Origin of the sequence: Rhodococcus sp. UFZ-B548 (genome assembly GCF_903819475.1) — a bacterium.
Classification (GTDB): Bacteria; Actinomycetota; Actinomycetes; order Mycobacteriales; family Mycobacteriaceae; genus Rhodococcus_F; species Rhodococcus_F erythropolis.
Genome location: NZ_CAIJDS010000012.1, coordinates 118,506 through 141,673, shown reverse-complemented (window position 1 = coordinate 141,673; position 23,168 = coordinate 118,506). Strand labels below are relative to the sequence as shown.

General features: G+C 63.3%; 24 protein-coding genes. 9 read left to right on the top strand and 15 right to left on the bottom strand.

Annotation, left to right across the window (positions count from 1 at the left end; all coding sequences use genetic code 11):
• The first annotated feature begins 44 nt into the window (after nucleotides 1-44).
• Nucleotides 45-968: a nuclear transport factor 2 family protein gene (locus H7C86_RS37855; protein ID WP_182261679.1), complete on the top strand. Its 924-nt coding sequence runs from the start codon at nucleotides 45-47 to the stop codon at nucleotides 966-968.
• A gap of 79 nt (nucleotides 969-1,047) precedes the next feature.
• Here the strand turns inward: H7C86_RS37855 and fbaA are convergent, their stop codons facing one another.
• On the bottom strand, nucleotides 1,048-2,085 hold the full coding sequence (fbaA, locus tag H7C86_RS13500) for a class II fructose-bisphosphate aldolase (RefSeq protein ID WP_021343256.1): 1,038 nt from the start codon (nucleotides 2,083-2,085) through the stop codon (nucleotides 1,048-1,050).
• A gap of 180 nt (nucleotides 2,086-2,265) precedes the next feature.
• Here fbaA and H7C86_RS13495 point away from each other — a divergent pair, with 180 nt between their 5' ends.
• Entirely contained in the window at nucleotides 2,266-3,003 is a 738-nt protein-coding gene (locus H7C86_RS13495) for a VTT domain-containing protein (protein WP_029254751.1), read from the top strand.
• A gap of 29 nt (nucleotides 3,004-3,032) precedes the next feature.
• Nucleotides 3,033-3,695, top strand: coding sequence for a DedA family protein (locus H7C86_RS13490; RefSeq protein WP_019749448.1), 663 nt, complete (start codon nucleotides 3,033-3,035; stop codon nucleotides 3,693-3,695).
• An 11-nt stretch (nucleotides 3,696-3,706) separates the two neighbouring features.
• Here H7C86_RS13490 and H7C86_RS13485 read toward each other — a convergent pair whose 3' ends face one another.
• Nucleotides 3,707-4,834, bottom strand: a complete 1,128-nt coding sequence (locus tag H7C86_RS13485; protein WP_047888713.1) for a GTP-binding protein — start codon at nucleotides 4,832-4,834, stop codon at nucleotides 3,707-3,709.
• Nucleotides 4,835-4,878: 44 nt separating this feature from the next.
• The gene (locus H7C86_RS13480) at nucleotides 4,879-6,231 is read right to left on the bottom strand and encodes an LLM class flavin-dependent oxidoreductase (protein ID WP_007726771.1); all 1,353 of its coding nucleotides are present in this window, start codon (nucleotides 6,229-6,231) and stop codon (nucleotides 4,879-4,881) included.
• A 91-nt stretch (nucleotides 6,232-6,322) separates the two neighbouring features.
• On the opposite strand from H7C86_RS13480, the gene H7C86_RS13475 reads away from it, so the two are divergent.
• On the top strand, nucleotides 6,323-7,321 hold the full coding sequence (locus H7C86_RS13475; RefSeq protein ID WP_256278655.1) for a GNAT family N-acetyltransferase: 999 nt from the start codon (nucleotides 6,323-6,325) through the stop codon (nucleotides 7,319-7,321).
• Here H7C86_RS13475 and H7C86_RS13470 read toward each other — a convergent pair.
• From H7C86_RS13470 to H7C86_RS13450, 5 genes are all read right to left on the bottom strand, one after another.
• On the bottom strand, nucleotides 7,284-7,991 hold the full coding sequence (locus H7C86_RS13470) for an alpha/beta fold hydrolase (RefSeq protein WP_070385425.1): 708 nt from the start codon (nucleotides 7,989-7,991) through the stop codon (nucleotides 7,284-7,286). The two genes, H7C86_RS13475 and H7C86_RS13470, sit on opposite strands and share 38 nt — an antisense overlap.
• A gap of 11 nt (nucleotides 7,992-8,002) precedes the next feature.
• Entirely contained in the window at nucleotides 8,003-9,124 is a 1,122-nt protein-coding gene (locus tag H7C86_RS13465; protein ID WP_019749443.1) for a glycoside hydrolase family 76 protein, read from the bottom strand.
• Between the two features lie 57 nt (nucleotides 9,125-9,181).
• Nucleotides 9,182-9,874: a TrmH family RNA methyltransferase gene (locus H7C86_RS13460; protein ID WP_019749442.1), complete on the bottom strand. Its 693-nt coding sequence runs from the start codon at nucleotides 9,872-9,874 to the stop codon at nucleotides 9,182-9,184.
• Nucleotides 9,874-10,473 (bottom strand): DUF6636 domain-containing protein, encoded by a 600-nt coding sequence (locus H7C86_RS13455; protein WP_020968805.1) that lies wholly within the window; start codon nucleotides 10,471-10,473, stop codon nucleotides 9,874-9,876. Before H7C86_RS13455 ends, H7C86_RS13460 begins: the two co-directional genes overlap by 1 nt.
• Nucleotides 10,474-10,540: 67 nt before the next feature.
• Complete coding sequence (locus H7C86_RS13450) at nucleotides 10,541-11,323, bottom strand: SDR family oxidoreductase (RefSeq protein ID WP_020968804.1); 783 nt, start codon at nucleotides 11,321-11,323, stop codon at nucleotides 10,541-10,543.
• A gap of 34 nt (nucleotides 11,324-11,357) precedes the next feature.
• Here H7C86_RS13450 and H7C86_RS13445 point away from each other — a divergent pair, with 34 nt between their 5' ends.
• Nucleotides 11,358-11,801, top strand: a complete 444-nt coding sequence (locus tag H7C86_RS13445; RefSeq protein ID WP_020906637.1) for a hypothetical protein — start codon at nucleotides 11,358-11,360, stop codon at nucleotides 11,799-11,801.
• 4 nt (nucleotides 11,802-11,805) lie between these two features.
• Here the strand turns inward: H7C86_RS13445 and H7C86_RS13440 are convergent, their stop codons facing one another.
• Nucleotides 11,806-12,519 (bottom strand): lysoplasmalogenase, encoded by a 714-nt coding sequence (locus tag H7C86_RS13440; protein ID WP_020968803.1) that lies wholly within the window; start codon nucleotides 12,517-12,519, stop codon nucleotides 11,806-11,808.
• A 49-nt stretch (nucleotides 12,520-12,568) separates the two neighbouring features.
• A complete protein-coding gene (locus H7C86_RS13435) occupies nucleotides 12,569-13,249 on the bottom strand; it encodes a 1-acyl-sn-glycerol-3-phosphate acyltransferase (protein WP_019749437.1) in 681 nt (226 codons plus the stop codon).
• Nucleotides 13,250-13,312: 63 nt separating this feature from the next.
• Between H7C86_RS13435 and H7C86_RS13430 the strand changes: the two genes are divergently transcribed.
• From H7C86_RS13430 to H7C86_RS13420, 3 genes are read left to right on the top strand one after another with little or no spacing between them, the layout of a single operon-like run.
• Nucleotides 13,313-13,876, top strand: coding sequence for a TetR/AcrR family transcriptional regulator (locus H7C86_RS13430; RefSeq protein WP_070385424.1), 564 nt, complete (start codon nucleotides 13,313-13,315; stop codon nucleotides 13,874-13,876).
• 33 nt (nucleotides 13,877-13,909) lie between these two features.
• Nucleotides 13,910-14,353 carry a MarR family winged helix-turn-helix transcriptional regulator gene (locus tag H7C86_RS13425; RefSeq protein ID WP_019749435.1) on the top strand — a complete coding sequence of 148 codons (444 nt, stop codon included), beginning with the start codon at nucleotides 13,910-13,912 and terminating at the stop codon, nucleotides 14,351-14,353.
• Between the two features lie 23 nt (nucleotides 14,354-14,376).
• Complete coding sequence (locus H7C86_RS13420) at nucleotides 14,377-15,633, top strand: MFS transporter (RefSeq protein WP_020906634.1); 1,257 nt, start codon at nucleotides 14,377-14,379, stop codon at nucleotides 15,631-15,633.
• 50 nt (nucleotides 15,634-15,683) lie between these two features.
• Here the strand turns inward: H7C86_RS13420 and pyrE are convergent, their stop codons facing one another.
• The 5 genes from pyrE to clpB form a co-directional block, all read right to left on the bottom strand.
• Complete coding sequence (pyrE, locus tag H7C86_RS13415) at nucleotides 15,684-16,217, bottom strand: orotate phosphoribosyltransferase (RefSeq protein WP_019749433.1); 534 nt, start codon at nucleotides 16,215-16,217, stop codon at nucleotides 15,684-15,686.
• A 74-nt stretch (nucleotides 16,218-16,291) separates the two neighbouring features.
• A complete protein-coding gene (locus H7C86_RS13410; RefSeq protein WP_029254745.1) occupies nucleotides 16,292-17,092 on the bottom strand; it encodes an SDR family oxidoreductase in 801 nt (266 codons plus the stop codon).
• 46 nt (nucleotides 17,093-17,138) lie between these two features.
• Complete coding sequence (locus H7C86_RS13405; protein WP_070385439.1) at nucleotides 17,139-18,026, bottom strand: hypothetical protein; 888 nt, start codon at nucleotides 18,024-18,026, stop codon at nucleotides 17,139-17,141.
• 86 nt (nucleotides 18,027-18,112) lie between these two features.
• Nucleotides 18,113-19,066, bottom strand: coding sequence for a hypothetical protein (locus H7C86_RS13400; RefSeq protein ID WP_182261677.1), 954 nt, complete (start codon nucleotides 19,064-19,066; stop codon nucleotides 18,113-18,115).
• A gap of 158 nt (nucleotides 19,067-19,224) precedes the next feature.
• The gene (gene clpB, locus H7C86_RS13395) at nucleotides 19,225-21,777 is read right to left on the bottom strand and encodes an ATP-dependent chaperone ClpB (protein WP_020906630.1); all 2,553 of its coding nucleotides are present in this window, start codon (nucleotides 21,775-21,777) and stop codon (nucleotides 19,225-19,227) included.
• Nucleotides 21,778-21,959: 182 nt separating this feature from the next.
• Here clpB and H7C86_RS13390 point away from each other — a divergent pair, with 182 nt between their 5' ends.
• The gene (locus H7C86_RS13390; RefSeq protein WP_044480052.1) at nucleotides 21,960-23,156 is read left to right on the top strand and encodes an FAD-binding oxidoreductase; all 1,197 of its coding nucleotides are present in this window, start codon (nucleotides 21,960-21,962) and stop codon (nucleotides 23,154-23,156) included.
• Nucleotides 23,157-23,168 lie beyond the last annotated feature (12 nt).

The following is a 23,168-nucleotide window of genomic DNA, read 5'->3' as shown; positions in this document are numbered from 1 at the left end:
TTACCCTGACATGGTCATTGCCGCATAAGACCGAAGGGTTACCCGTGCCGGACTCGAAAGACGACAACTCGAAAAAGAGCGCAGCCCCGAACGGTGCGCCCGAGAAGTCGGCCCCGACCGAACCTGCGACTGTGGCGATCCAGAAGGCAGACAAGAACCCGAAGGCGGACAAGAACTCGAAGGCGGGCGGCGACGCCAAAGCCGCCAGCGCGCCAACCGTCGCGATCCCCAAGGCAACTCAGGCACCCACAGCAACACCAGCAGCAACACCGGCAGCGGCACCGACACCCCAGCCCGAGCCGGAGCCCGCCACCGTCGCGATTCCGAAAGCCGCGCAGCCGACACCGCCACCCCGGCAAGCTCCAACCCCGCCGCCACCGCCACAGCGCGCCGCGCCTCAACCGCCACAGCGCGCCGCACCTCAACCGCAGCAGCGCGCCGCACCTCAACGTGTGGGTGTCGCAGCGACCCCACCGCCGGCCCAGCCGATGCCGACTCGCATCGAGCCTGCCGCGCCGGAAAAAACCAAGCGCAGCGGCAAGGGCTGGTACATCGCGGCAGCAGCGGCCGGCGTCGCCGTCCTCGCGGCAATCGGCATCGCAGTCTTCGTCTCGTCCAACAGCGGTAGCGGCGAAAGCTCACCTGAAGCCCAGGTTCAGACCGCCATCTCGACGTACGTCGATGCTCTTCAGACCGGTGATCTGGCGACTCTACGAACGTCGACGTGTGGCGCGCTGGGCGAGTACTACCGCACTATTCCGGACGCGGCGTTCGCTCAGGTCCACGACAATGCCGTCGCTCAGAAGACGATCCCGCAGGTCGGAGCCGTCGATGCGGTGCGCATCACCGACGACACCGCGATCGCTCAGGTCCAGGCAAGTTTGCCGAGCACCGGCGAACAGTCGTGGCGCACGTTCGACCTCGAGCGCCAGGACGGCACGTGGAAGGTCTGCGATCCCAGCAAGTAAGCACCTGAACAGAAAATGCGCGCCGACGAGAAATTCGTCGGCGCGCATTTTGTTCTGTGAAGCTGAGTTGTGAAGCCGATCAGCCTGCGGACACCGAGCGTCCGGCCGACTTCAGGTCGTTGCACGCCTCGACGACGCGAGCCGTCATGCCTGCTTCGGCCTTCTTGAGGTAGCTGCGCGGGTCGTATGCCTTCTTGTTTCCGACCTCGCCGTCGATCTTGAGGACGCCGTCGTAGTTGGAGAAGAAGTGTCCGGCGATCGGACGGGAGAACGCGTACTGGGTGTCGGTGTCGACGTTCATCTTGACGACGCCGAAGTTCAGCGAATCCTCGATCTCGGACTTCAGCGATCCCGATCCACCGTGGAAGACGAAATCGAAGGGCTGCGAGCCTGCGGCCAGGCCGAGCTTGGCAGCGGCGACCTTCTGGCCCTCTTCGAGAACCTCGGGCTTGAGCTTGACGTTGCCCGGCTTGTAGACGCCGTGGACGTTGCCGAAGGTGGCTGCGAGCAGGTACTTGCCCTGTTCGCCGATGCCCAGAGCATCGACCGTCTTCTCGAAGTCTTCACTCGAGGTGTAGAGCTTGTCGTTGATCTCGGCCTCGACGCCGTCTTCTTCGCCGCCGACGACACCGATCTCGACCTCGAGGATGATGCGTGCAGCCTTGGAGAGGGCGAGCAGTTCCTTGGCGATTGCCAGGTTCTCGTCGATCGGGATAGCCGAGCCGTCCCACATGTGCGACTGGAACAGCGGGTTACGACCGGCGTCGACGCGCTCCTGCGAGATCGCGAGCAGCGGACGCACGTAGGTGTCCAGCTTGTCCTTCGGGCAGTGGTCGGTGTGCAGCGCGATGGTGACGTCGTACTTTGCCGCGATCACGTGTGCGAACTCGGCGAGCGCAACAGCGCCGGTGACCATGTCCTTGACGCCCAAACCGGAACCGAACTCGGCGCCGCCCGTCGAGAACTGGATGATGCCGTCACTGCCGGCGTCCGCGAAGCCCTTGATGGCTGCGTTGATGGATTCGGAGCCGACACAGTTGATGGCGGGGAAGGCAAAGGAATGCTCCTTGGCCCGACCAAGCATCTCGGCATAGACCTCGGGAGTTGCGATAGGCACGGCGGGAGTCCTCCATATACGTGTCGTTCGGAGCGCTCGGCGATGTGAAAGCGCTTCGTGTGGTCCTAGCAGTATGGCAAGTCCGACTCGTCACGTCTCTTTGCGGTCTCGGCCGCCGCCACCGACGCGATGACCTGCGGTGGTGGGAAACACTCAGATTCGGCCGGTACTCTGGCCCCCGTGAATGTGCAGGCAGCAACTGAATCCGTGACGAACCTGGCCTTGCTGCCCGGCTTCCTCGATCCCGTGAACCTCTTGAATTCCTTCGGAACGTGGGTTCTGGTGGGACTACTTCTGGTGGTCTTCATCGAATCAGGGCTGCTGTTTCCGCTCTTGCCCGGCGATTCTCTGCTCTTCACCGCAGGGCTGATCGCGGCTTCCAAGTCCACCGAGATCGAACCGTTCGCGCCGCTGTGGGTGCTCCTGGTGACGATTCCGATCGCCGCGATTCTGGGTGACCAAGTCGGGTTCTACATCGGCGCCAAGGGCGGAACTGCCCTGTTCAAGACGGACGACGCGCGGTTCTTCAAGAAGAAGTACATCGACGAGTCGCATGCCTTCTTCGAAAAGCACGGCCCGATCACCATTATCCTGGCGAGGTTCGTGCCGATCGTGCGTACTTTTGCACCGGTTGTCGCGGGCGCCTCAAAGATGAAGTACTCACTGTTCCTGACCTACAACATCGTCGGCGGCATCCTGTGGGGTGCCGGTGTGACTTTGCTCGGCTACCTCCTGGGGCAGATCGAATTCATCCGCGACAATGTCGACTACATCTTCATCTTGATCGTCCTGGTGTCGGTTCTGCCGATCGTCTTCGAAATCGGAAAGCGAATTCTGGCGTCGAGACGTGGTGAATCGGCGAATACTTCCACTACGGACAATTCGACGGTGACAGTCCCCGAAGACCCCACCCCCTGATTGCAGAACGAGGCGAAGAACTGACCACGATGACGCTCGCATCCGGCAGTTTCTCCCCACTCGAGACTGCCGGGCCCCTGTTGGTCTGGATTATCGTCGTCACGTTCGTCTTCATCGAGTGCGCGATCATCCTCGGGTTGTTTCTCCCTGGCGACTCGCTGCTGATCACAGCCGGAATCGTGCTTGCCGGTCACGAATCCGGTGCAGGCCACGTGTGGGCGCTGTCGGTGGGCGCGATGATCGCTGCCATTGCCGGCAACCAGGTCGGGTACGTCATCGGCCACCGGACGGGCAACCACATCAAAGCCCGTAAGGGCGGCAAGTACTTCACCGAGAAGAATCTGCACCGCGTCAACATCCTGTTGGAGAGACACGGGTTCTGGGCCGTCCTGATCGCCCGCTGGGTTCCGTGGGTTCGCACCTTGTGCCCGATGGTCGCAGGCGCAGCCAAGATGAACCACACGCGCTACACCATCGCGAGCACCATCGGCGCGATCATCTGGGCACCGGTACTCCTGCTGCTCGGTTTCTACGGTGGCTCGTTCCTCGATCGCGTTCCGTGGTTGCTGCCCGCCGTGCTGATCGTGATGATGGTCAGTTTGGTCATCGGCACCGCTTTGGGAATCTGGCAGTACCGCAAGGAAATGGCCCGACCGGCCGAAGACGTCGAGGTCGAAGAGGTTCTCGACTAGAAGCTGTCTGCTCAGTGCAGGTGGCTCTGGTCCCACGCCGGAAGCGGGTCCTCGTAGCGAGTCCAGGCCCGCGGTCCTTCGCGTAGTTCGTCATCGGTCAGCAGAGCCGGATCGAGGATTCGCGACGGCGTCGCCGGGTCGAGTTTCACTCCGATGAACACGATCTCCTGCCCTGGCACCTCCGCTGCCGACGCCCACAGTTGCGCCGGTTCGATGACGAGGTTGGGGCCTGCCTGCGACCAGATAGCGGCGAACTCGGGCCTACTGGCGATCCAGCAGAAGCCTTTGCTTCGCAAGAGTCCCGCGAACTGACCGAGCGCAGCCTCGAGTCGCGCCGGATGGAAGGGTCGCGAGGCTCGATACGTGACGCTGCGTATTCCGTATTCCTCGGTTTCCGGGGTGTGCCCGCCGGCCAGCTCCTCGTCCCAACCGGGTACTTGCGCAGCCAGTTCCGGGTTGTAGAGACCGGTTTCGAGGACGCGATCGAGGGTGACTTTTCCGTGGTCGGTCCGAATCAGTTGAGCAGTGGGGTTGAGCCTACGAAGCGTCGCCTCGACGGTTCCCGCCGCCCGCGGGCTCACCAGGTCGGTTTTGTTCAGCAAGATGACGTCGGCGAACTCCACCTGATCAACCAGGAGATCGGAGATGCTGCGTCCGTCCCCCTCCCCGGCTTCGAGGTTGCGCTCGTCCAGTCGTTCGCCTTTTGCCAGTTCGCCGAGAAAAGTCGACGCGTCCACCACGGTCACCATGGTGTCGAGCTTCGCGAGCGAGCCGAGGCTGAAGCCGTCCTCGAATTCCCAGTCGAAGGTGGCCGCCACCGGCATCGGTTCGGAGATGCCGGTGGACTCGATCACCAACTGATCGAACCGCCCCTCGCGGGCCAGCGCGCCGACGGCGTCGATCAGATCCTCGCGCAGCGTGCAGCAGATGCATCCGTTGGTCAGCTCGACCAACTTCTCCTCCGTGCGATCGAGGTGGCCCTGGCCCGCGACGAGGGCCGCGTCGATGTTGATCTCGCTCATGTCGTTGACGATGACGGCGACCCGACGGCCGTCTCGATTGGCGAGGATGTGGTTGAGGAGTGTGGTCTTGCCTGCGCCCAGAAATCCGGACAGCACGGTTACCGGTAGCTGCTTCATTCCTTAATGGTAACCATTGTCATTATCGACAACGGGAGGCGGGCCTACTGCACTGCAGACGCACTACCCGAGAACTGGCTCTCGGGCCTCGGCAACCCGAAATGATCACGAAGCGTCGTACCCGTGTATTCGGTGCGGAACAGACCGCGATCCTGCAGGATCGGGACCACACGCTCGGTGAAGATTTCGAGTCCACCCGGGTAGTACGGCGGCATGACGTTGAATCCGTCAGCAGCACCGCTGGTGAACCATTCCTCGATCGTGTCAGCCACCTGCTCGGCGGTTCCGGCGAACACCCGGTGTCCGCGCGCACCCGCCAAACGATGAAGCAGTCCCCGAACCGTCGGACGCTCACGCTCGACTATGCCGGCGATCACCTGCAATCTGCTTTGCTTGTTGTCGGTGACATCACCTGCCGCCGCGAACAATTCGACAGGAACCGGTGCATCCAGTTCCAGATTCCGAACATCGGTCCCGGTGAGTGCACCGAGTTGCGCGAGCCCGTACTCCGGCGAAGTCAACTCGTTGAATTCTCGCTCCAGCGCCTTGGCTTGTTCCTCGGTGTCACCGATGAACGGGCTGATTCCCGGCAGAATCTTGACATGATCGGGGTTGCGCCCGAACTGAGCAGCCCTCGACTTGATGTCGGTGTAGAACGCCTGCGCATCGGAAAGTCTCTGGTGCGCTGTGAAAATCGCCTCCGCATACTGACCGGCAAACGCGCGACCGTCGTTGGACGCCCCGGCCTGCACCAGCACCGGGTATCCCTGCGGCGTTCGCGGTGCGTTGAACGGCCCCCGCACCCGAAGATGCCGGCCGACGTAGTTGATCTCGTGAATCTTGTTTCTGTCCGCGTAGATTCCGTTCTCCCGGTCCAGACTGATCGCGTCGTCCTCCCAGCTGTCCCACAACCGCACCACCGCGTCGACGAATTCCCTTGCACGCGAATACCGGTCGCCGTGGTCCGGATGCTTGGCCAGCCCGAAGTTGGCGGCAGCCAGATCCGTACCCGTGGTGACGATGTTCCACCCAGCGCGTCCGTTCGAGATGTGGTCGAGTGAGGCGAACAGCCGAGCCAGGTTGTACGGCTCGTAGTACGTGGTCGACGCCGTCGCGATCAATCCGATCCGCTCGGTTGCCACTGCAATGGCCGTCAACAAGGTGATCGGCTCCAACGTCCCTGCGGGACCGTGCTCGACGTCGCTGCGCAACGCGGGACCGTCGGCGAAGAAGATTCCGTCGAACTTCGCCGCCTCAGCAGTGCGAGCGATCTCCTGGAAATACGTGACGTCGAACAGACGTTCCGGTGTTGTCCACGGATGACGCCACGCCGCTTCGTGATGACCGGCGGGGTGGATGAACGCGTTGAGGCTCAGTTGGCGCGGAGAATCAGACATGCCTGAATGCTGGCAACTGCCGCCGCAGTCCGACAGGGTTAGGGTTCGCGTGATTCCAACTCGGGGTTGGCAGCTCGGTATCGTCACATGGGTGAGCCGCGTAGTTGTAGCCGAGTTCGTACCGTCCGGATCGACAGCATCGGTTCTTCACCAGTGGTGTGAGGTCTTCGCCGAAGGCCAGCGTCACCTGTCCGGAACTGCGCCGACAGCGACGGCGCTGATGGAAATGATCGAGGCCGAGGACGGTTCGGCCGATGTATGGCGTTGGATCGCACGCGACGGCGGAACGGACGAGGTCCTCGGTATCGCCCAGGCGCGACGCAACTCGGCGGAACCTGATCTCGCAGAGTTTCGGATGTACGTGACACCCCACGCGCAGCGACGAGGGGTAGGACGAGCGCTTGCCGAACTCGCCGAAGTCGACATCGCCGGGTTCGGCGTGCGAAGAATCAGAGTGACGGCGCTCGTCGGAAGCGCAGCCGAGCATTTCCTGGGATCGTTCGACGGCCACCGTGTGTTGCTTCGGTTGGCCAACCAGGTTCAGCACCTCAGCCCTCCCACCGCACACAGTGCCCGCCCCGGCTATCGAATCGTCAGTTGGCGCAACCGAACCCCGGACGAGCTGGTCCACTCCTTCTCGGAGGCATTGAACCGACTCCTCGACGCGCCGGGCGCCGAACTGCATATGCCCGAACGTAATTGGGGAGCCGACGAGGTCAGATCGTGGGAACAGAAGATGACGGGTGGCTCTCAGGTACTCCTGGTGTGCTGCGCGGTCGACGACAGCGTCGGCGAAGTAGCCGCAGCGACAGTGGTGACGGTGGACGAACATGACAGCACCCACGCATCGCAGCACGACACCGTGGTACTTCCCCAGCACCGCGGACACGGTCTCGCTCGGTGGGTCAAGGAGCAACAAGCGTCTGTGTTGGCAGCTGAATTTCCCTCGCTGCGAAGAATTTACACAACGGTGAACGCGGAAAATCACCCGATGCTGACCGTCAATCGGAGCCTGGGATACCAGACCGTTGCGGAGCGGATCCTGGTGGAGATCAGGAGAGTCGAGAGTGCGTTGCACAAGCCTCGGTGACGATCTTCCTCCACAGGAGCGGGTGAGACTGCCAGAAGTTGTGCGCGACACCGTCGATGACCTCGAAACTACCGTTAGGCACGAGCTCGGCCAGTTGCTGCAACGGCCACGACGGGCGAATATCGTCGGCCGCCGCGAGAAATGTCATGGGCACGGGTGAGTCGGCCAACTGCCGAAACAGCTGTGGTTCATGGATCCATTCGATGAACGATTCTTGAAGCGATTGCCAGACAACAGGTTCCCAAGGTATCTGCGGGTCCGGCTCGATTCCCGCTTCGTACTGCTTCGACCAGGTCCGGTCCTTGTGGAGGCCGTGCCCCGCGATGCCGACGACGCCGGACACCGATTCCGGACAGTCGAGTGCGTACCGCACCGCCAAGTCGGATCCCCACGAGTGCCCCAACACGACCCAGCTGTCGATCTCGAACGTGCGTCGGACGAGTTCGAGGTCCGCAACCGCCTGCGCCATCGTATGAGCGCCGCCACCGGACCGGCCGACTCCGCGTGGCTCAGGGCACCACGCGCGCATTCCTTCCGGAACCAGCTCGTCGTGAGCAAGATAGTGAACGCATCCCGGGCCGCCGGAGAGAACCAGAACGTCCGCCCCTGCCCCACCGACATCGATGTGAAGACGTACGCCGTCCGCGTCGACCACGTGCCGGGATTCCATGAGGGAAAAGCCTAACGCTTACGCGGGTATCCAGCCGCCGAGACGACAAAGGCCGCCTCCATGAGCATCCACCCACCCACCTGCACCGAGAGGTCTCGCTCGGGCACGCTCGACGAGCGCACGGTTCCGGCGGCAAAGGTGGCGATGTCGCCGGACAGACTCGGCAACTGAGCATCCTTGGTCCAGTCGTGCCCGAACAGCGGCAGACCTTCGATCTGCAGTCTGTTGTTCCAGGCAGCTTCCGCGGAGGACAGAACGATCTGCGCTGCGAGTTCGCGCGCTCGCAGGTCCTCGTGAGTCTCCCAGGACAGGTTCACCACCACGAACGCCAGGTAGCGAGCCAGGATTGCGTTGAACAGCCCGCCGTCGCCTCCGCCACCGCCCGTGATGACTCCGTACTCGGTCATTCCGTCGTACACCGCGTCGACGAGTTTGTGGACTCGCTCGCGGTGACGCGGCTCGCCCAATCGCGTCGACAACTCGGTTTCCAACCCCAGCGTGACGCCCTGACAGTACGAATAGATCGCGCGCTCGAGGGTGCCGTCGCGGCGGATACCGTCGAAGATCAGTCCGGAGTCCGGATCCCGCAGCGTCTCGTCGATCCAGTCGGCCGTTGCCTGCGCACGCCAGAGTTTTCCGGTGCGCGCCAGCATGATTCCGGCGGGTCCGTTTGCCGGTGTGTTGTAGAAATCGGAACCTTTGCACCACGGAATACCGCCGCCGTCGGCCGGGGACCACGAATCGAAGAGTTGCGATTCGAGCGCCTGGACCGCGGTCCGGTGATCGACCGAGAACATACGTTGAGCACGTTCGAGCGAGAGGCCCAGCCACGCCATGTCGTCGTAATAGTTGTTGGTCCACGCCGAGACGTTGCGGACCCGCACACTGCGGGCAACCTTCGCCACCCGGCGACGACGCTTGGGCGTCGGGTCACGTTCGAGCGCGTCGATTGCAGTGTCGAGCAGGTGTGCTTGCCACCAGTAGTGCCACGGCTTGAACATCCGCTCGCGCCGAACAGCAGGCCAGGCAACCACGCCGAGTGCTGTCCGGGGCAGTCCCCACAGGCGCCGAAGGTGACGACTGACTATCGCGCCCTCAGCCGCATCGGCTCGCTCTGCCCACACTTCCTGCATAACTACCTATCCTGTCTGGTCGAGGCGCTACGCGCTAGCCGGAATTCGCGAGCGAGATCAGCGGGAATCGGCGAGATCGGCATGCTCACGTACCCACGCGTGCATCGCAATGCCGGCCGCGACGCCGGCGTTGATGCTGCGAGTCGACCCGAATTGCGCGATCGAGACCGTCATGGACGCAACCTCTTTCGCATGATCGGTCACTCCGGGCCCTTCTTGACCGAACAGCAGGATGCACTCTCGCGGCAGGCTTGCCGTTTCCAGCGGCACCGACCCCGGGGTGTTGTCGACGGCCACGATCGTGAGTGAATTCTCACGGGCGTACTCGACGAGCTCGCTGATGTCGGCGTGGTGAACGATGTGTTGGTATCGATCGGTCACCATGGCGCCCCGCCGATTCCAGCGCCGACGCCCCACGATGTGGACCGCGGCCGCAGCAAACGCGTTTGCCGTGCGAACCACCGTGCCGATATTGGCGTCGTGCGCGAAGTTCTCAATGGCGACATGCATCGTGTGACGGCGCGAGTCGATGTCCTCGACTATCGCTTCCCGCGTCCAGTACCGGTACTCGTCCAAGACGTTTCGACGATCACCCTCGGCGAGGAGTACGGGGTCGTAGCGCTCGTCTGTCGGCGGTTCCGTGTCGTGCTCCTCGGCCCACGGCCCGACGCCGTTGGGGTTCTCGCCCCACTCGGTGGGTCCCGGTTCACCGGCCCCACCGGAGACGTCGTCGGCTGCGACTTCGGTCATCAGTACACCTCGTTGGAATCTGCAGCCACCGTGAAGCCGTGCGTGGTCTGATCGTTGACACACGAGACGTCTGTCGCGGTGGTCGTACAGGTGAAACCCAGTTTGCTCAGCGGTTGACCGGCCGCCAACACCGGATCGGCGTCGGGACCGCCCGAGGTGTACACCTCTCCGCCCGAACACATGAAAGCACCCTCACCCTCGTCGGTGACGCGAATACCGTTGCCCCAGTTGACCATGCAGCTCTCCGGCCGCGGCGGAACCGGAGTGGTCGTTCCCTCGCACCCGGCTTCGATTCTGGTGGGCAACTTGATGATGCCGCACTGGAAGTTCCCGTCGGGAGTGGTGAAGTAGTACGACTCGTTGCGCTCGAACTGCACGTCCGTGAGCGTCGTCGTCGGTGGCAGCGTCGTGGTCGGTGGTTCGGTGGTCGTGGGGACGACGGGCGCGACGGTGGTGGTTGTCGTCGGCACTGCGGTAGTGGTGGTCGAACTTGGCTGCGCCGCTACGGTCGGCGCTGAATCCGCCTCCCCGCCGCACCCTGCGAGCACGAGCGCCGACCCGACGCCCAACAAGACGAACCCCACCCGAACACGAACCACCCGACTACCTCCACACACGTCATCTTGGCCCAGCAACAGCCGACAGTGCACTCTATCGTGTGGTCGACTAAGTGCTGGTGACGCGCTTGTTCATCAGCCGTGAGAGCCACGCGGGCGAGAACCGCGACGCACTGAGAAAGAGCTTCGCCTGCGTTCCGACCGGGTAGTGAACCTTGTGTACGCGTCCGGCGCCGCGTGTGGCCGCCCACAGTTCCTTCGCGACGTCGGTGGCAGTCAGCTTGATACCCAACGATCTGGTGGCTCCGGTGTCCATTCCAGTGACCATCGCGGTCTGGACGAACAACGGCCAGAGCGCGAGAACACGGATGTCGTGCTGCGCCCATTCCAGATCGAGCGCCTCGGTCAGGCCGCGGATCGCGAACTTGGTTGCACCGTACGTCGCCAGTTCGGGCTGGCCGTAGATCGCCGAAGCGGAGCACAGATTGACCACCTGAGCGCCGACGGTATCGCGGAGGTACGGGAAAGCCGTGTGCGTGCCGTTGAGGGTGCCGGTGATGTTGATGTCGACCATTCGGCGATGCGCCGCAAGAGAAATATCCTCGAACCGTCCCGAGGAGAGCACGCCCGCATTGTTGATCAGGATGTCCAGACGCCCGGACTCCCCGGCAAAATCGGCCAGACACTGCGCCCATCCGGCAGGATCGGTGACATCCAGGACACCCGTCACGACGCTCCCACCGAAACCGTCGATCGCGGCCTTCAAGGAGGCAAGGCCGGCGTCGTCGATGTCGAACGCGCCGACGCGGTATCCGTTGCGCGCGAACAACAGCGACGTCTCCCGCCCGATTCCAGCCGCAGCACCGGTGATGAAGACGTTCGGTTCGCTCATCCGGTCAGGCTATCCTGGATATGGAGGAAATCTGATGAATCACCGTCGCGTCGTACACACCGTATGTTTCATCGCGGTGGGATATCTGATCGTGCTCGCGGTGTGGCTCGGATGGCTGGTCGAGCACACCCCACCTGGCACTCTGCCCTATCAGATCGGCGGGCTACTCGCTGCTTTCGGCTCCGTACTCGGATTCGGAATGGCCTGGGCCAATCGCCCGACCCGCGCCGAGCGCAAGCTCGAAAAGCACGGCCTCGAAGGGTGGGCACGAATCGACAAAGTCACACCCCTGCGTCGAACCGTCGACGGCGAGTTGGCCAAGCTCGCACTCCGCCTCACGGTTCCAGGTTCCGATTCGTACTCGGGCCGGATCGAGTACGAGATCCGACCCGAGTTCAAAGACAAGATCACTCCCGGATCCACGGTCACCGTCATGGTGGACCCGAAGAACCGAGACCGAATCATGCTGTGCCCGTGAAAAACTAGACGCTCTTCTTGCGTCCCAGCGCCAACATGCCCTCCACCAGCATCAGTTGCGCTCCCGCGTACGACGCCAGGATCACACCCTCGGCAGCGGCACGGCCGGCGGTCCCGCGGATGAACAGTCGACGCACCACGATCAGCCCGTCGGACGCGGTGAAGAGCACTCCGCCCAATCCGAGCCAGGAGCGTCGATCCTTGTTCGGGACGACAACGTCGAGCACGGCCTTGGACTGCGGTGCCAGAGCGGGGTCCGCCGACAACGTCGAGGTGGTTCCCAACATCAATCCGTATCCGGTGAGCGGCGTCGACACGCTCGGTGCCTTGGCACGGAGCAGACCGGACGCCGTCGACCAACCGCTCATGCGGGGTTTGAGGGCAGCACGGGTCGGCCGTGCCCCGCGGCGCAGGAGAAGAGCCGAGTAACTGGCCTGCATCACCGCGAACGAGGACGCGCCCTTGATCAGACGAGCATCGTTGTCCGGGTCGATCATGAACACGTCGCCGACGGTCGCAGCGGCGAGGCCGGCGAGAAGCAGTGCGGTATCGGCTGTTTCCGTCTCCGAGCGCTTGCGCAGCACTCGGGCCGCCAAGGCAGGTGCAATCAGCGGCTTCGCGATCTGCTGAACCCGCTCGTTACCGACCACTGCCCCGACCACCGTCGCTGCCGTCGCCGCCGCAAAAACTGCGTGCTCGATGCCCCACTTGCCCGCCATCACAATCCTCCTGTTGGTTACACGTCCAACAGCGACCGTACTGGGTCACTCAGGCAGCATCGCCGGATTTGACGTCCGCGCCGTAGACATCGACGTATTCCTGCCCCGACTGGTCACAGAGCACTGACATCAATTCGTCCGTCGCCGCGCGCACGACGGCCTGGTAGCCACGAAGTTCGCGGTACCGAGAGAAGTCGATCGGCTCCCCTACCGTGATCCGGACCTTGCTGAAGCGCCACATCCGCGTACCCGGCGGGTTGACTGCGTCGCCGCCGTGCACGACGACGGGAATGACCGGCGCCCCGGTTTCCAAGGCGACACGAATCGCTCCGGTCTTTCCCTTGTACAGGCATCCGTCGGGCGATCGCGTTCCCTCGGGATAGATCCCCCAGACTCCGCCTTTGTCGAGAATTCCGATGGCCGTGTCCAATGCCGCACGGGAGGCATCGGCGCCACTACGGTCGATCGGCACCTGACCCGCCCCACCGAAGAACCAGCGCTGCATCGCGCCCTTCACACCGGTCCCGGTGAAATATTCACTCTTCGCGACGAAGGTGATGCGCCGGCGCACCATGAGAACCAGGAAGAACGAGTCGACGACTGCCCGATGGTTTCCGGCGAGAATCACCGGCCCTTTCTTGGGGATGTGGTGCTGCCCCTCGATCGTCGGCCGCCCGAACAGCCAGAGGACCGGGCCGATCAGAACGTATTTGAACAGCCAATAGAGCACAGGGCATCACCTTTTCCGTCTAGTAGACAGTGTCTACGTCCAGAATAATAGACACTGTCTTCCATGACTGTCAGCAGCCTTCGCGAAACACTCGTCGCCACCGGCGTCGAGATTCTCGATGCCGACGGCGCCACAGAACTGACGCTACGGGAGATCGCGCGCCGGGCGGGCGTGTCGCACGGCGCCCCGCGGAGATACTTTCCGACCCACAACAGCCTGCTTGCCGCAATTGCCTCACACGGCCTGCGCGATCTCACCGAAAGACTCCAACCGGCACTTGTCGGCAAACAACCCGCTCGTAGCCGATTGATCTCGGCAGCAATCGAATACGTGTCATTCGCCCAGGAGCGGCCGGCGATGTTCGAGTTGATATTTCGCCACGACCTCCTCGAAGCCGCCGGCAGCAACCTCCGAGAGTCGTCACTCCCGCTCTTCGCCGCCCTGCAAGCCGTGACCGAAGAGGCCGACGCGTCCGATCCCACCACTTCTGCAGTGACCATCTGGACCGGAACCCACGGCATCGCAGTGCTGGCGGCAAATCGAAGCCTCGCGCTCGTTGCACCCGGCCTCGACATCGCGGCACTGGTCACCACGAGTGTGACGGACCACCTTCTACGGACTCGTTGATTTACATAGTTACCCTATGCAATAATATTTTTCGTGACAGATGAAGAGCAGCAACTGCACGAACTACTCGTCAACCTCGTGAGCAACACGCACCGCTTCGCGAAGCTGGCAGGTTCTTTCGCGTCCGATCAGTACCCACGCGCCTGGCTGCGCGCGCTCTCACTCCTCGAGGAATACGGCGAAATGCGGATCAGCGATTTCGCTCGACTCGACAGAAGCTCGCAGCCCTCTGCCACTGCCCTACTGCGCAAACTCGGCGAGAACGGTTACGTCGAACGCCGCGCCGACCCGGAGGACGCCCGCGCAGTGCGCGTCGCCATGACCGAGAAGGGTCGAAAGATCCTGAACGACGGCCGAAACGAGATCGCCGACGCTCTAGTCCCCCACTTCGTCGAACTCGGGCCCGAGCAGATCAAGAAACTGGCCGACGGATTGGCCGAATTGCGGTCCATCATCAAGACTTCCGACCCCAGCTGAAATACCCACCACTGAAAAAGGAGGTGGCCGTGAGCAACACGACCGCGACATCAACGCACCAGAACGAGGCTCCGCCGAGCCTCCTGAAACAACCGAAAGCGGTGTGGGCGGTAGCCTTTGCCAGCGTCATCGCCTTCATGGGCATCGGATTGGTCGATCCGATCCTCAAGCCGATCGGCGAACAACTCGACGCCACACCGTCGCAGGTTTCGCTCCTGTTCACCAGCTACATGCTCGTCACCGGCGTGGCCATGCTCATCACCGGTGTGGTGTCCAGCCGCATCGGCGCCAAGAAAACGCTTCTTGTAGGCCTTGCCATCATCATCGTGTTCGCCTCTCTGGCAGGCGCTTCCAGCACCATCGGCCAGATCGTCGGATTCCGTGCCGGCTGGGGACTGGGCAATGCACTCTTCATCGCAACGGCACTGGCGGCCATCGTCGGCGCGGCCAGCGGCGGCGTCGCACGGGCGATCATCCTGTACGAGGCTGCACTGGGCATCGGTATCGCGGTTGGACCGCTGGTCGGCGGCGTTCTCGGTGACATCAGCTGGCGCGCACCGTTCTTCGGCGTCGCAGCCCTGATGGCGGTTGCTTTCATTCTCATCGTCGTGATGCTTCCGAGCGCACCCAAGCCCGAACACCACACATCCATCGCTGCACCGTTCCAGGCGCTGCGGCACCGCGGGCTACTCACCGTTGCCATCACCGCGCTGCTCTACAACTACGGATTCTTCACGCTGCTCGCGTACACACCGTTCCCCCTCGACATGGGGGCGTACCCGATCGGTTTCATCTTCTTCGGATGGGGCCTGATGCTGGCGATCTCGTCGGTCTTCCTCGCCCCTCGACTGCAACGACGCTTCGGCACACTACCGATGATGATGCTGGCGCTGACACTGTTCGCACTCGACCTCGGCATGATGGCGCTCTTCACCGAGAACAAGATCGTCTTGATCGTGGGTGTCGTCCTCGCCGGGTTGTTCCTCGGTGTGAACAACACACTCATCACCGAAACCGTCATGATCTCGGCGCCCGTGGAACGGTCGACCGCCTCGGCTGCTTACAGCTTCGTTCGATTCGTCGGCGGCGCCGCAGCTCCGTGGGTAGCCGGCAAGCTCGGCGAGTCCAACGTCCACATGCCGTTCTGGGTCGGCGCGGTGCTCACCCTCGCTGCCGTGTTCGTCCTGTCGAGCGGACGCAAGGTCCTCGCACACGTCGACGACCACGATCCCGCGCCGCACAGCGTCGACGAAGCACTCGCCGTCACCGTAGGCGACTGACCCTGTGAGTGGTTGAGGAGTGCAGGGACTCCTTAACCACTCACGGGGCGTCAGCTCAGGTTCAGATCTTCCAGGCCCAGCAGCGATCGGTACTCGACGCCCTCGGCGCCGATAATCGCGTCCGCACCCGTCGCGCGATCGACGACGGTAGCGACTCCGACCACTGTGGCCCCTGCCTCGCGCAGAGCCTTCACTGCTGTCAACGGAGAATTGCCCGTCGTGGTCGTGTCCTCGACAACCAGGACACGCTTGCCCACGATGTCCGGGCCCTCGATCTGACGCTGCATCCCATGAGCCTTCGCAGCCTTGCGAACGACAAACGCGTCGATCGGGCGTCCGGGAGCGTGCATCACCGCCATCGCAACCGGATCGGCGCCCATCGTCAAACCTCCGACGGCGTCGAAATCCCAGTCCGCGACCAGTTCACGCAGCAGCGAGCCGATCAGCGGCGCCGCCTTGTGGTGAAGTGTCGCGCGGCGAAGGTCGACGTAGTAATCGGCTTCCTTGCCCGAAGACAGCGTCACCTTTCCGTGTACAACAGCCAATTCGCGCACCAGCGCAGCCAAATCCTCACGATCGCTCATGAGTGCTCAGCCTACCGACCACTGGCTTATGTTCGGCTTCTGCCTCTGGGCTACGTTCGGCTGCTGCCTCTGGGCTACGTGCGCCCGCGGCCTCGTCCGACGATGTTGGTCAACCGGCGAACCAGCCCCTTGGGAACCAGACGCCCAGCCGTCGTGAGGACCTTGTACTGAATTCCCGGAATGCTGATGACCTTGTCGTCACCGAGATCCTTCATCGACGCCGCAACCACCTGGTCGACGCTCAACCACATCGGCTTGGGGATCGTGGACATCTCGATGCCCGCACGCTCGTGGAACTCGGTGCGGATGAAGCCCGGGCACAGCGCCTGAACGCGCACTCCCGTCCCGGCCAACCCGCCGGAAAGCCCTTCGGTGAACGAGATGACATAGGCCTTGCTTGCCGAATACGTCGAACCCCGCCCGGACAGCAGGCCCGCGACGCTCGCCACATTGACAATCGTTCCGTGCGCCGACGCGATCATGCTGGGCAGCGCCGCACGGGTCAGCCGCATCACGGCGGTGACGTTGACGTCGAGTTGAGACTGAAGAAGCGCCGGATCTGCAGTCCAGAACTCGCCGGAGGTACCGAATCCGGCGTTGTTCACCAACACCTCGACGCCCTTCTCCAGACGAAGCGCGACGGTGTCGCGTCCAGCCTCCGATGCGAGATCGGCAACCAGAATCTCCGACTCGGTGCCGAACATCGTCTTCAACTCGGACGCGAGGTCGTGCAATCTGACCTCGTCACGTGCGACGAGAACCAGGTCGTATCCGAGGGAGGCGTATTTCTTGGCGAAACCGGCGCCGAGACCAGAGGTAGGTCCGGTCACCAGGGCAACGGGACGCACAGGGCGATCCGAGTGGGAAGTCGACATACCGGCCACGCTAGTGGTTATCGCGGCTGGACGGGAACCTTAAAGGTCAGTCGACCGGGCGAATTGTGCCCGAGCGCTGCGACGCCGGACGCTGAGCCGGCTTGTCAGCCGCCTCGGGCTTGCGCAGCGATTGATCCGGACGTGGCGCAGATTCCCGCGGTGCAGGCTCACGCGGTGCGGACTCACGCGGGGCAAATTCACGCGGCGGAGCTTCACGGGGCGGCTGCTCTTGACGCGAACGGGGCTGTTCTACCGGATCCGGAGTTGGGCGAGACTTCTCGGCGCCCGGCCGCGGGCGGCTCGGATCGTGATCGACCTCGAGTTCGTTGGGATCGGTGACGGGAGGCAGGACATGCAGAATGCCGGACAGGCGCGCAACCGACTCGATTGCAGCGTCCCAATCCCGGCCGTTACTGGTCACCGGAAGCGAACCGAGCGTCCACTGCCCTTCGCTCCACAGCATGCTGATCGACGACGGAACCGATTCGGTGAACGCCACCATGCGCTGATCACAGACACGACGTGCGATCTCGAGATCGGTCGCGAAGACGACTCGTGAACCGATCGCACCCAGCAGGTTCAGGTCGCCGTCCTTGGGCGGAGCCGTCGATTTCAACCGAAGATCGATGTCGACGTCCGACCCGATCTCGCGGCGAACGGCGACGATGGTTGCGGTCTCTTCCAGGTCGAACAGCACGAACTGCTCTCCGCGACGACGGCCTCGGACGACGTCGGTGGCAGTCAGGTAGTCCTGCTTCGCCATGACCGCGCGATGCCATTCGCCCGCCAGCTGATCGTCAGTGGCCGTGTACGTGTATCCCTGCGCCTTGGCCCAGATCTGACGCACTCGCCCGGATTGATCTCGCCTCGTCCTGTCGACGTACAGGAGCGCACCCGCGCCTGCGAGTGCAATTGCTGCCAGTCCGAACCACATTCCAGTCATCACCCTCCAGGGTAGCGACTCGCGGCCTCAACCTCCCGCGACACCCTGGTGGACTCGCCTGATGTGTCGTGAACGACTCAGTTGCCGAACTTCGGCAACGACGTACTCAGAATCGTGTTGGCGGTCATCGTGCCGTTCTCCACCGGAGTTCCGTCGACGACGATGTTGTCTCCTGGTTGCAGATCGGCGATCGTGGCGCGGTTGAGCGCGATGAGGGTGGTGTCGGCTGTGGTCAGAACCGTCACCTGCGATCCACCGATCGAATCGATGACCAACGTGCCGCCGTCGTTCGACTTGACGGTGCCGACGGCTCCCCCGGCGTCGCCGATGACTTCGCCGAGCCCGCCCGGGAGCTGGCTGAGCGGGGAATCCGTCGTCGGAGTCGGTGCCGTGGTGCTCGCCTTCGGCGGTGTGGTGGTCGGCGCCTGCGTCGTGGTTGTCGGGGGAACGAAAGCGGTCTGGGTGCCCTTGTCGTTCGAACCGAACGCCGAGAACGCGATGATCGCGATCACGGCGACCAGGATCCCGACCACGCCGGCGGCCACCCATGTCGCGAGCTTGCGCTTCTTGCCGCCTCCCGACGACCCGTCTTCGATGAACGGCTGTTCCGGCGGGACACCACCGCCACCACCGGCAACCGGATACTGCTGTGTATTTCCGTACTGCTGCGTACTTCCGTACTGATCCGTGGTCCCGTACTGCTGGGCCGTGTACGGCGGATAGGCCTGCGTCGCTCCGGGCGGCGGCGCCTGCGGATCGAACTGCGGGTTGTAGGCAGGGAACGCCTGAGTGGGATTCGGCTGCTGCCCCTGCTGCCCCAAGTACTCCGTGTTCTGATCCGGGCCACCGTAGGGATACTGCTGTGCCCCCGGCTGCTGACCGAAATACTCCGTCGGCTGGTTCGGATTCTGGCCGGACACCGTCCCGTACTGCTCTGTCGGCTGGTCGGGCGTACGCCCCCACACCTCGGTGGCCTCGGGATCCTCACGGCGCGGCCCACCCGAGTTACGCGGATCGTTCTGATCGGTCATGCCTGGCTCACCTTCGGTTGGGACGAAAGAGCGTCGAAGTCGTTCGGAGAGGCGCGGGTGCAGACATCCCCAGTTCGAGCATCCAGCCATCCAGGGTAGAACAAAATGCGAATGCCCCGCCGATCCACTTGGATCGACAGGGCATTCCACTTACCGAATCAGGACAGAACCAACTGATCCGCGTCCTCACTGACACCGACGTGCACGGTGTCGCCGTCCTGGACCTTGCCGGCCAGGAGCAGCTTGGCGAGCTGGTCGCCGATCGACTGCTGAACGAGTCGACGCAATGGCCGAGCGCCGTACAGCGGGTCGTAGCCGCGCACCGCGAGCCACATCCGAGCCGCACCGTTCACCTCGAGGGTGAGACGACGCGCAGCCAGACGCTTCTGCAGCTGCTCGAGCTGGATGTCCACGATGTGCTCCAACTGCTCTTCGGAGAGCGAGTCGAAGACGACCACGTCGTCGAGACGGTTGATGAACTCCGGCTTGAACGCGTGGCGTACCGCGTCCATGACCTGCTCCCGCGTGCCACCGGATCCCAGGTTGGAGGTCAGGATCAGGATGGTGTTGCGGAAGTCCACCGTGCGGCCTTGACCGTCGGTGAGTCGGCCTTCGTCGAGCACTGCAAGCAGGACGTCGAACACGTCAGGGTGTGCCTTCTCGACCTCGTCGAAGAGGACCACCGAGTACGGGCGTCGCCGAACTGCTTCGGTGAGCTGGCCGCCGGCTTCGTAGCCGACGTAGCCCGGAGGGGCACCGACGAGTCGGGCCACCGAGTGCTTCTCACCGTATTCGCTCATGTCGATACGGATCATCGCGCGCTCGTCGTCGAAGAGGAAGTCCGCCAAGGCTTTGGCGAGCTCCGTCTTACCGACGCCGGTCGGGCCGAGGAACAGGAAGGAACCGGTGGGCCGATTGGGGTCGGCGACACCTGCTCGGGCGCGGCGAACCGCATCCGAGACGGCGACGACGGCGTCGGTCTGGCCGACGACGCGCTTGCCGAGTTCGGACTCCATGCGGAGCAGTTTCTCGGTCTCGCCTTCCATCATCCGGCCGGCCGGAATGCCGGTCCAGGCTGCGACCACGTCTGCGACGTCGTCCGGCCCGACCTCTTCCTTGAGCATCACGTCACCGTCGGAGGCGGCTCCGGAAGCGACTGCTGCCTCTTCCAGTTCCTTCTCCAGCGCCGGGATGCGGCCGTAGCGCAACTCGGCTGCCTTGCCCAGATCGCCGTCACGCTCAGCGCGTTCGGACTCTCCTCGCAGGGTTTCGAGCTGTTCCTTCAGCACGCGCACCGAGTCGATGGCCTGCTTTTCGTTCTGCCAGCGGGTGCTGAGCTGATTGAGCTTTTCGCGATCGTCTGCGAGTTCCTGACGCAGCTTCTCGAGCCGAGCCTTGGACGCGTCGTCTGTCTCCTTCTCGAGTGCCACTTCTTCGATTTCGAGTCGGCGAACAGTGCGTTCCACCTCGTCGATCTCGACGGGTCGCGAGTCGATCTCCATACGAAGTCGCGATGCGGCTTCGTCCACGAGGTCGATGGCCTTGTCCGGCAGGAACCGCGAGGTGATGTACCGGTCCGACAGCGCGGCAGCAGCCACCAACGCGGAGTCGGTGATGCGTACGCCGTGGTGAACCTCGTAGCGCTCCTTGAGACCGCGCAGGATGCCGATGGTGTCCTCGACCGAGGGCTCACCGACGAGCACCTGCTGGAAACGACGCTCGAGTGCTGCGTCCTTCTCGATGTACTTGCGGTACTCCTCGAGCGTGGTGGCACCGACCAGCCGCAGCTCACCGCGGGCGAGCATCGGCTTGATCATGTTGCCTGCGTCCATCGCGGATTCACCGGTGGCGCCGGCGCCGACGATGGTGTGCAACTCGTCGATGAAGGTGATGACCTGTCCGGCACTGTTCTTGATGTCGTCGAGAACTGCCTTGAGGCGTTCCTCGAATTCACCGCGGAACTTGGCACCGGCGACCATGGACCCGAGGTCCAGGGACACGACGGTCTTGCCTCGAAGCGATTCCGGGACGTCACCCGCGACGATGCGTTGGGCAAGGCCCTCCACGATCGCGGTCTTGCCGACGCCGGGCTCACCGATGAGTACCGGGTTGTTCTTGGTACGACGCGAGAGCACCTGCACGACACGGCGAATCTCGGTGTCGCGACCGATCACCGGGTCGAGCTTGCCGCTACGTGCAGCTTCGGTGAGGTCGGTGGAGTACTTTTCCAGTGCTTGGTAGGTGCCTTCGGGCTCCGGGCTGGTGACGCGAGCGCTGCCGCGGACGGTGGTGAAGGCTTCACGCAATGCGTCCTGGGTAGCGCCATGACGTACGAGCAACTGCGCGACGTCGGAGTCGCCGCCGGCCAGTCCGTAGAGGACGTGCTCGGTGGAGACGTACTCGTCGTCCATCTCGGTGGCGAGGTGCTGAGCAGCAGTGAGTGCCGCGAGTGCCTCACGCCCGAGTTGCGGGGTGGAGCTTGCGCCGGTCGTCTTAGGCAGGCGATCGACGATTGCCTGTGCTTCACGGTGTACGACCGTGGGGTCGACGCCTACAGCTTTGAGTAGTGGGGCAGCGATGCCGTCGGTCTGGTCGAGCAATGCGACCAGCAGATGGGCAGGCCGGATATCGGGATTACCCGCCGACGACGCCGACTGCAGTGCAGCCGTCATCGCAGCCTGGGTCTTGGTTGTTGGTGTGAACGAGTCCACTTGTCACCTTTCTGGCGAAGTCGAACGGGAAGAGCCGCGACCGGTTGGTATTGCGACTGTGTCAATATGCTCAACGCGGACAAACTTGAGTCTATTCCGCTCAAGTTTGTTTTCGCCAGGCCGAGTTGGTTTCGTAGGTCACATTTTCAGCCGTACTAGAATTGTGGCGAGAGTTGCAGCTGGTGCGAAAGGGGGATGGATTGGATCCGACAGTGATCGCCCGTCTGCAATCCAGCCTCGATTCTCTGACCGACGACGAAGAGAGCCGTGCGCACTTCTCGGCAGTGTTCTACACCGGCCTCTTTGCGGAACATCCTCTGTACCGCTCATTGTTCCCGGCCGGGATGGAATCGCAGGGGCACCGTTTCTTCAGAGCGATCGAGTTCGTCGTCAAGAACCTTCCCCAGCATCGTCGGATCCGGAAGTTCCTCACCCAACTCGGCCGCGATCATCGCCGCTACGGCGTCGAGCGTGAGCACTACGAGGCTGCCGGTGTTGCACTCGAGCGCGCAGTTCGGTCGATGTACGGAACCAGCGCGCACAGTCGCTACAAGTGGACGCAGGAACTGGAGGACGCCTGGTCTCAGTTCACCGACCTCGTCGTGAGCACGATGGCCGACGGCGCCGAGTCCGATACGACCCCGGCACTCTGGGGCGCAACCGTGGTCAGCCACGAACGAGTCCTCGACGATCTGGCGATAGTGCGCCTCGAAGCCGACCCACCCATTCCGTACGGGGCGGGACAGTACGTCGGCGTTCAGATTCCGCAGCGTCCGAAAATGTGGCGGTACTACTCACCGGCGATTCCGACCAACCCTTTCGGTCAGCTCGAGTTCCACATCCGCAAGGTGTCGGGAGGATGGGTCAGCCCCGCGATCGTCAGCGAGACCAACGTCGGTGACCGCTGGGTCATGTCCACTCCCCTCGGCGGTCTCGAGGTCGACTTCACCAGCGACCGTGACGTTCTCATGATCGGATCCGGCACCGGCATCGCCCCACTGCGGGCACAGGTGATGGAAATGTCCCAACGCGCGCACAATCCGCGCGTGCACCTGTTTGTCGGCGGCCGGTATCCGTGCGACCTCTACGACCTCGAAACGCTCTGGCACATCTCGCTCAGTAATCCGTGGTTGACCGTCGTACCGGTTTCCGAAGAACCCGAAAACCCTTGGTGGCACAACGGACCGGTGCTGGAGCCACCCTTCGGAATGCACAGCCGACTGATCGGACCGATCGGAAAAGTGGTCTCGCAGTTCGGCTCGTGGGCCGACCGTCAGGTGCAGATCTCGGGGTCACCGTCGATGATCAAGACCACCGTCTACGCCTTGCGTGCCGGCGGAACTCCGCTCGACCAGATCCGGCACGACCCGCTCTACTGACTACAGGAGAAC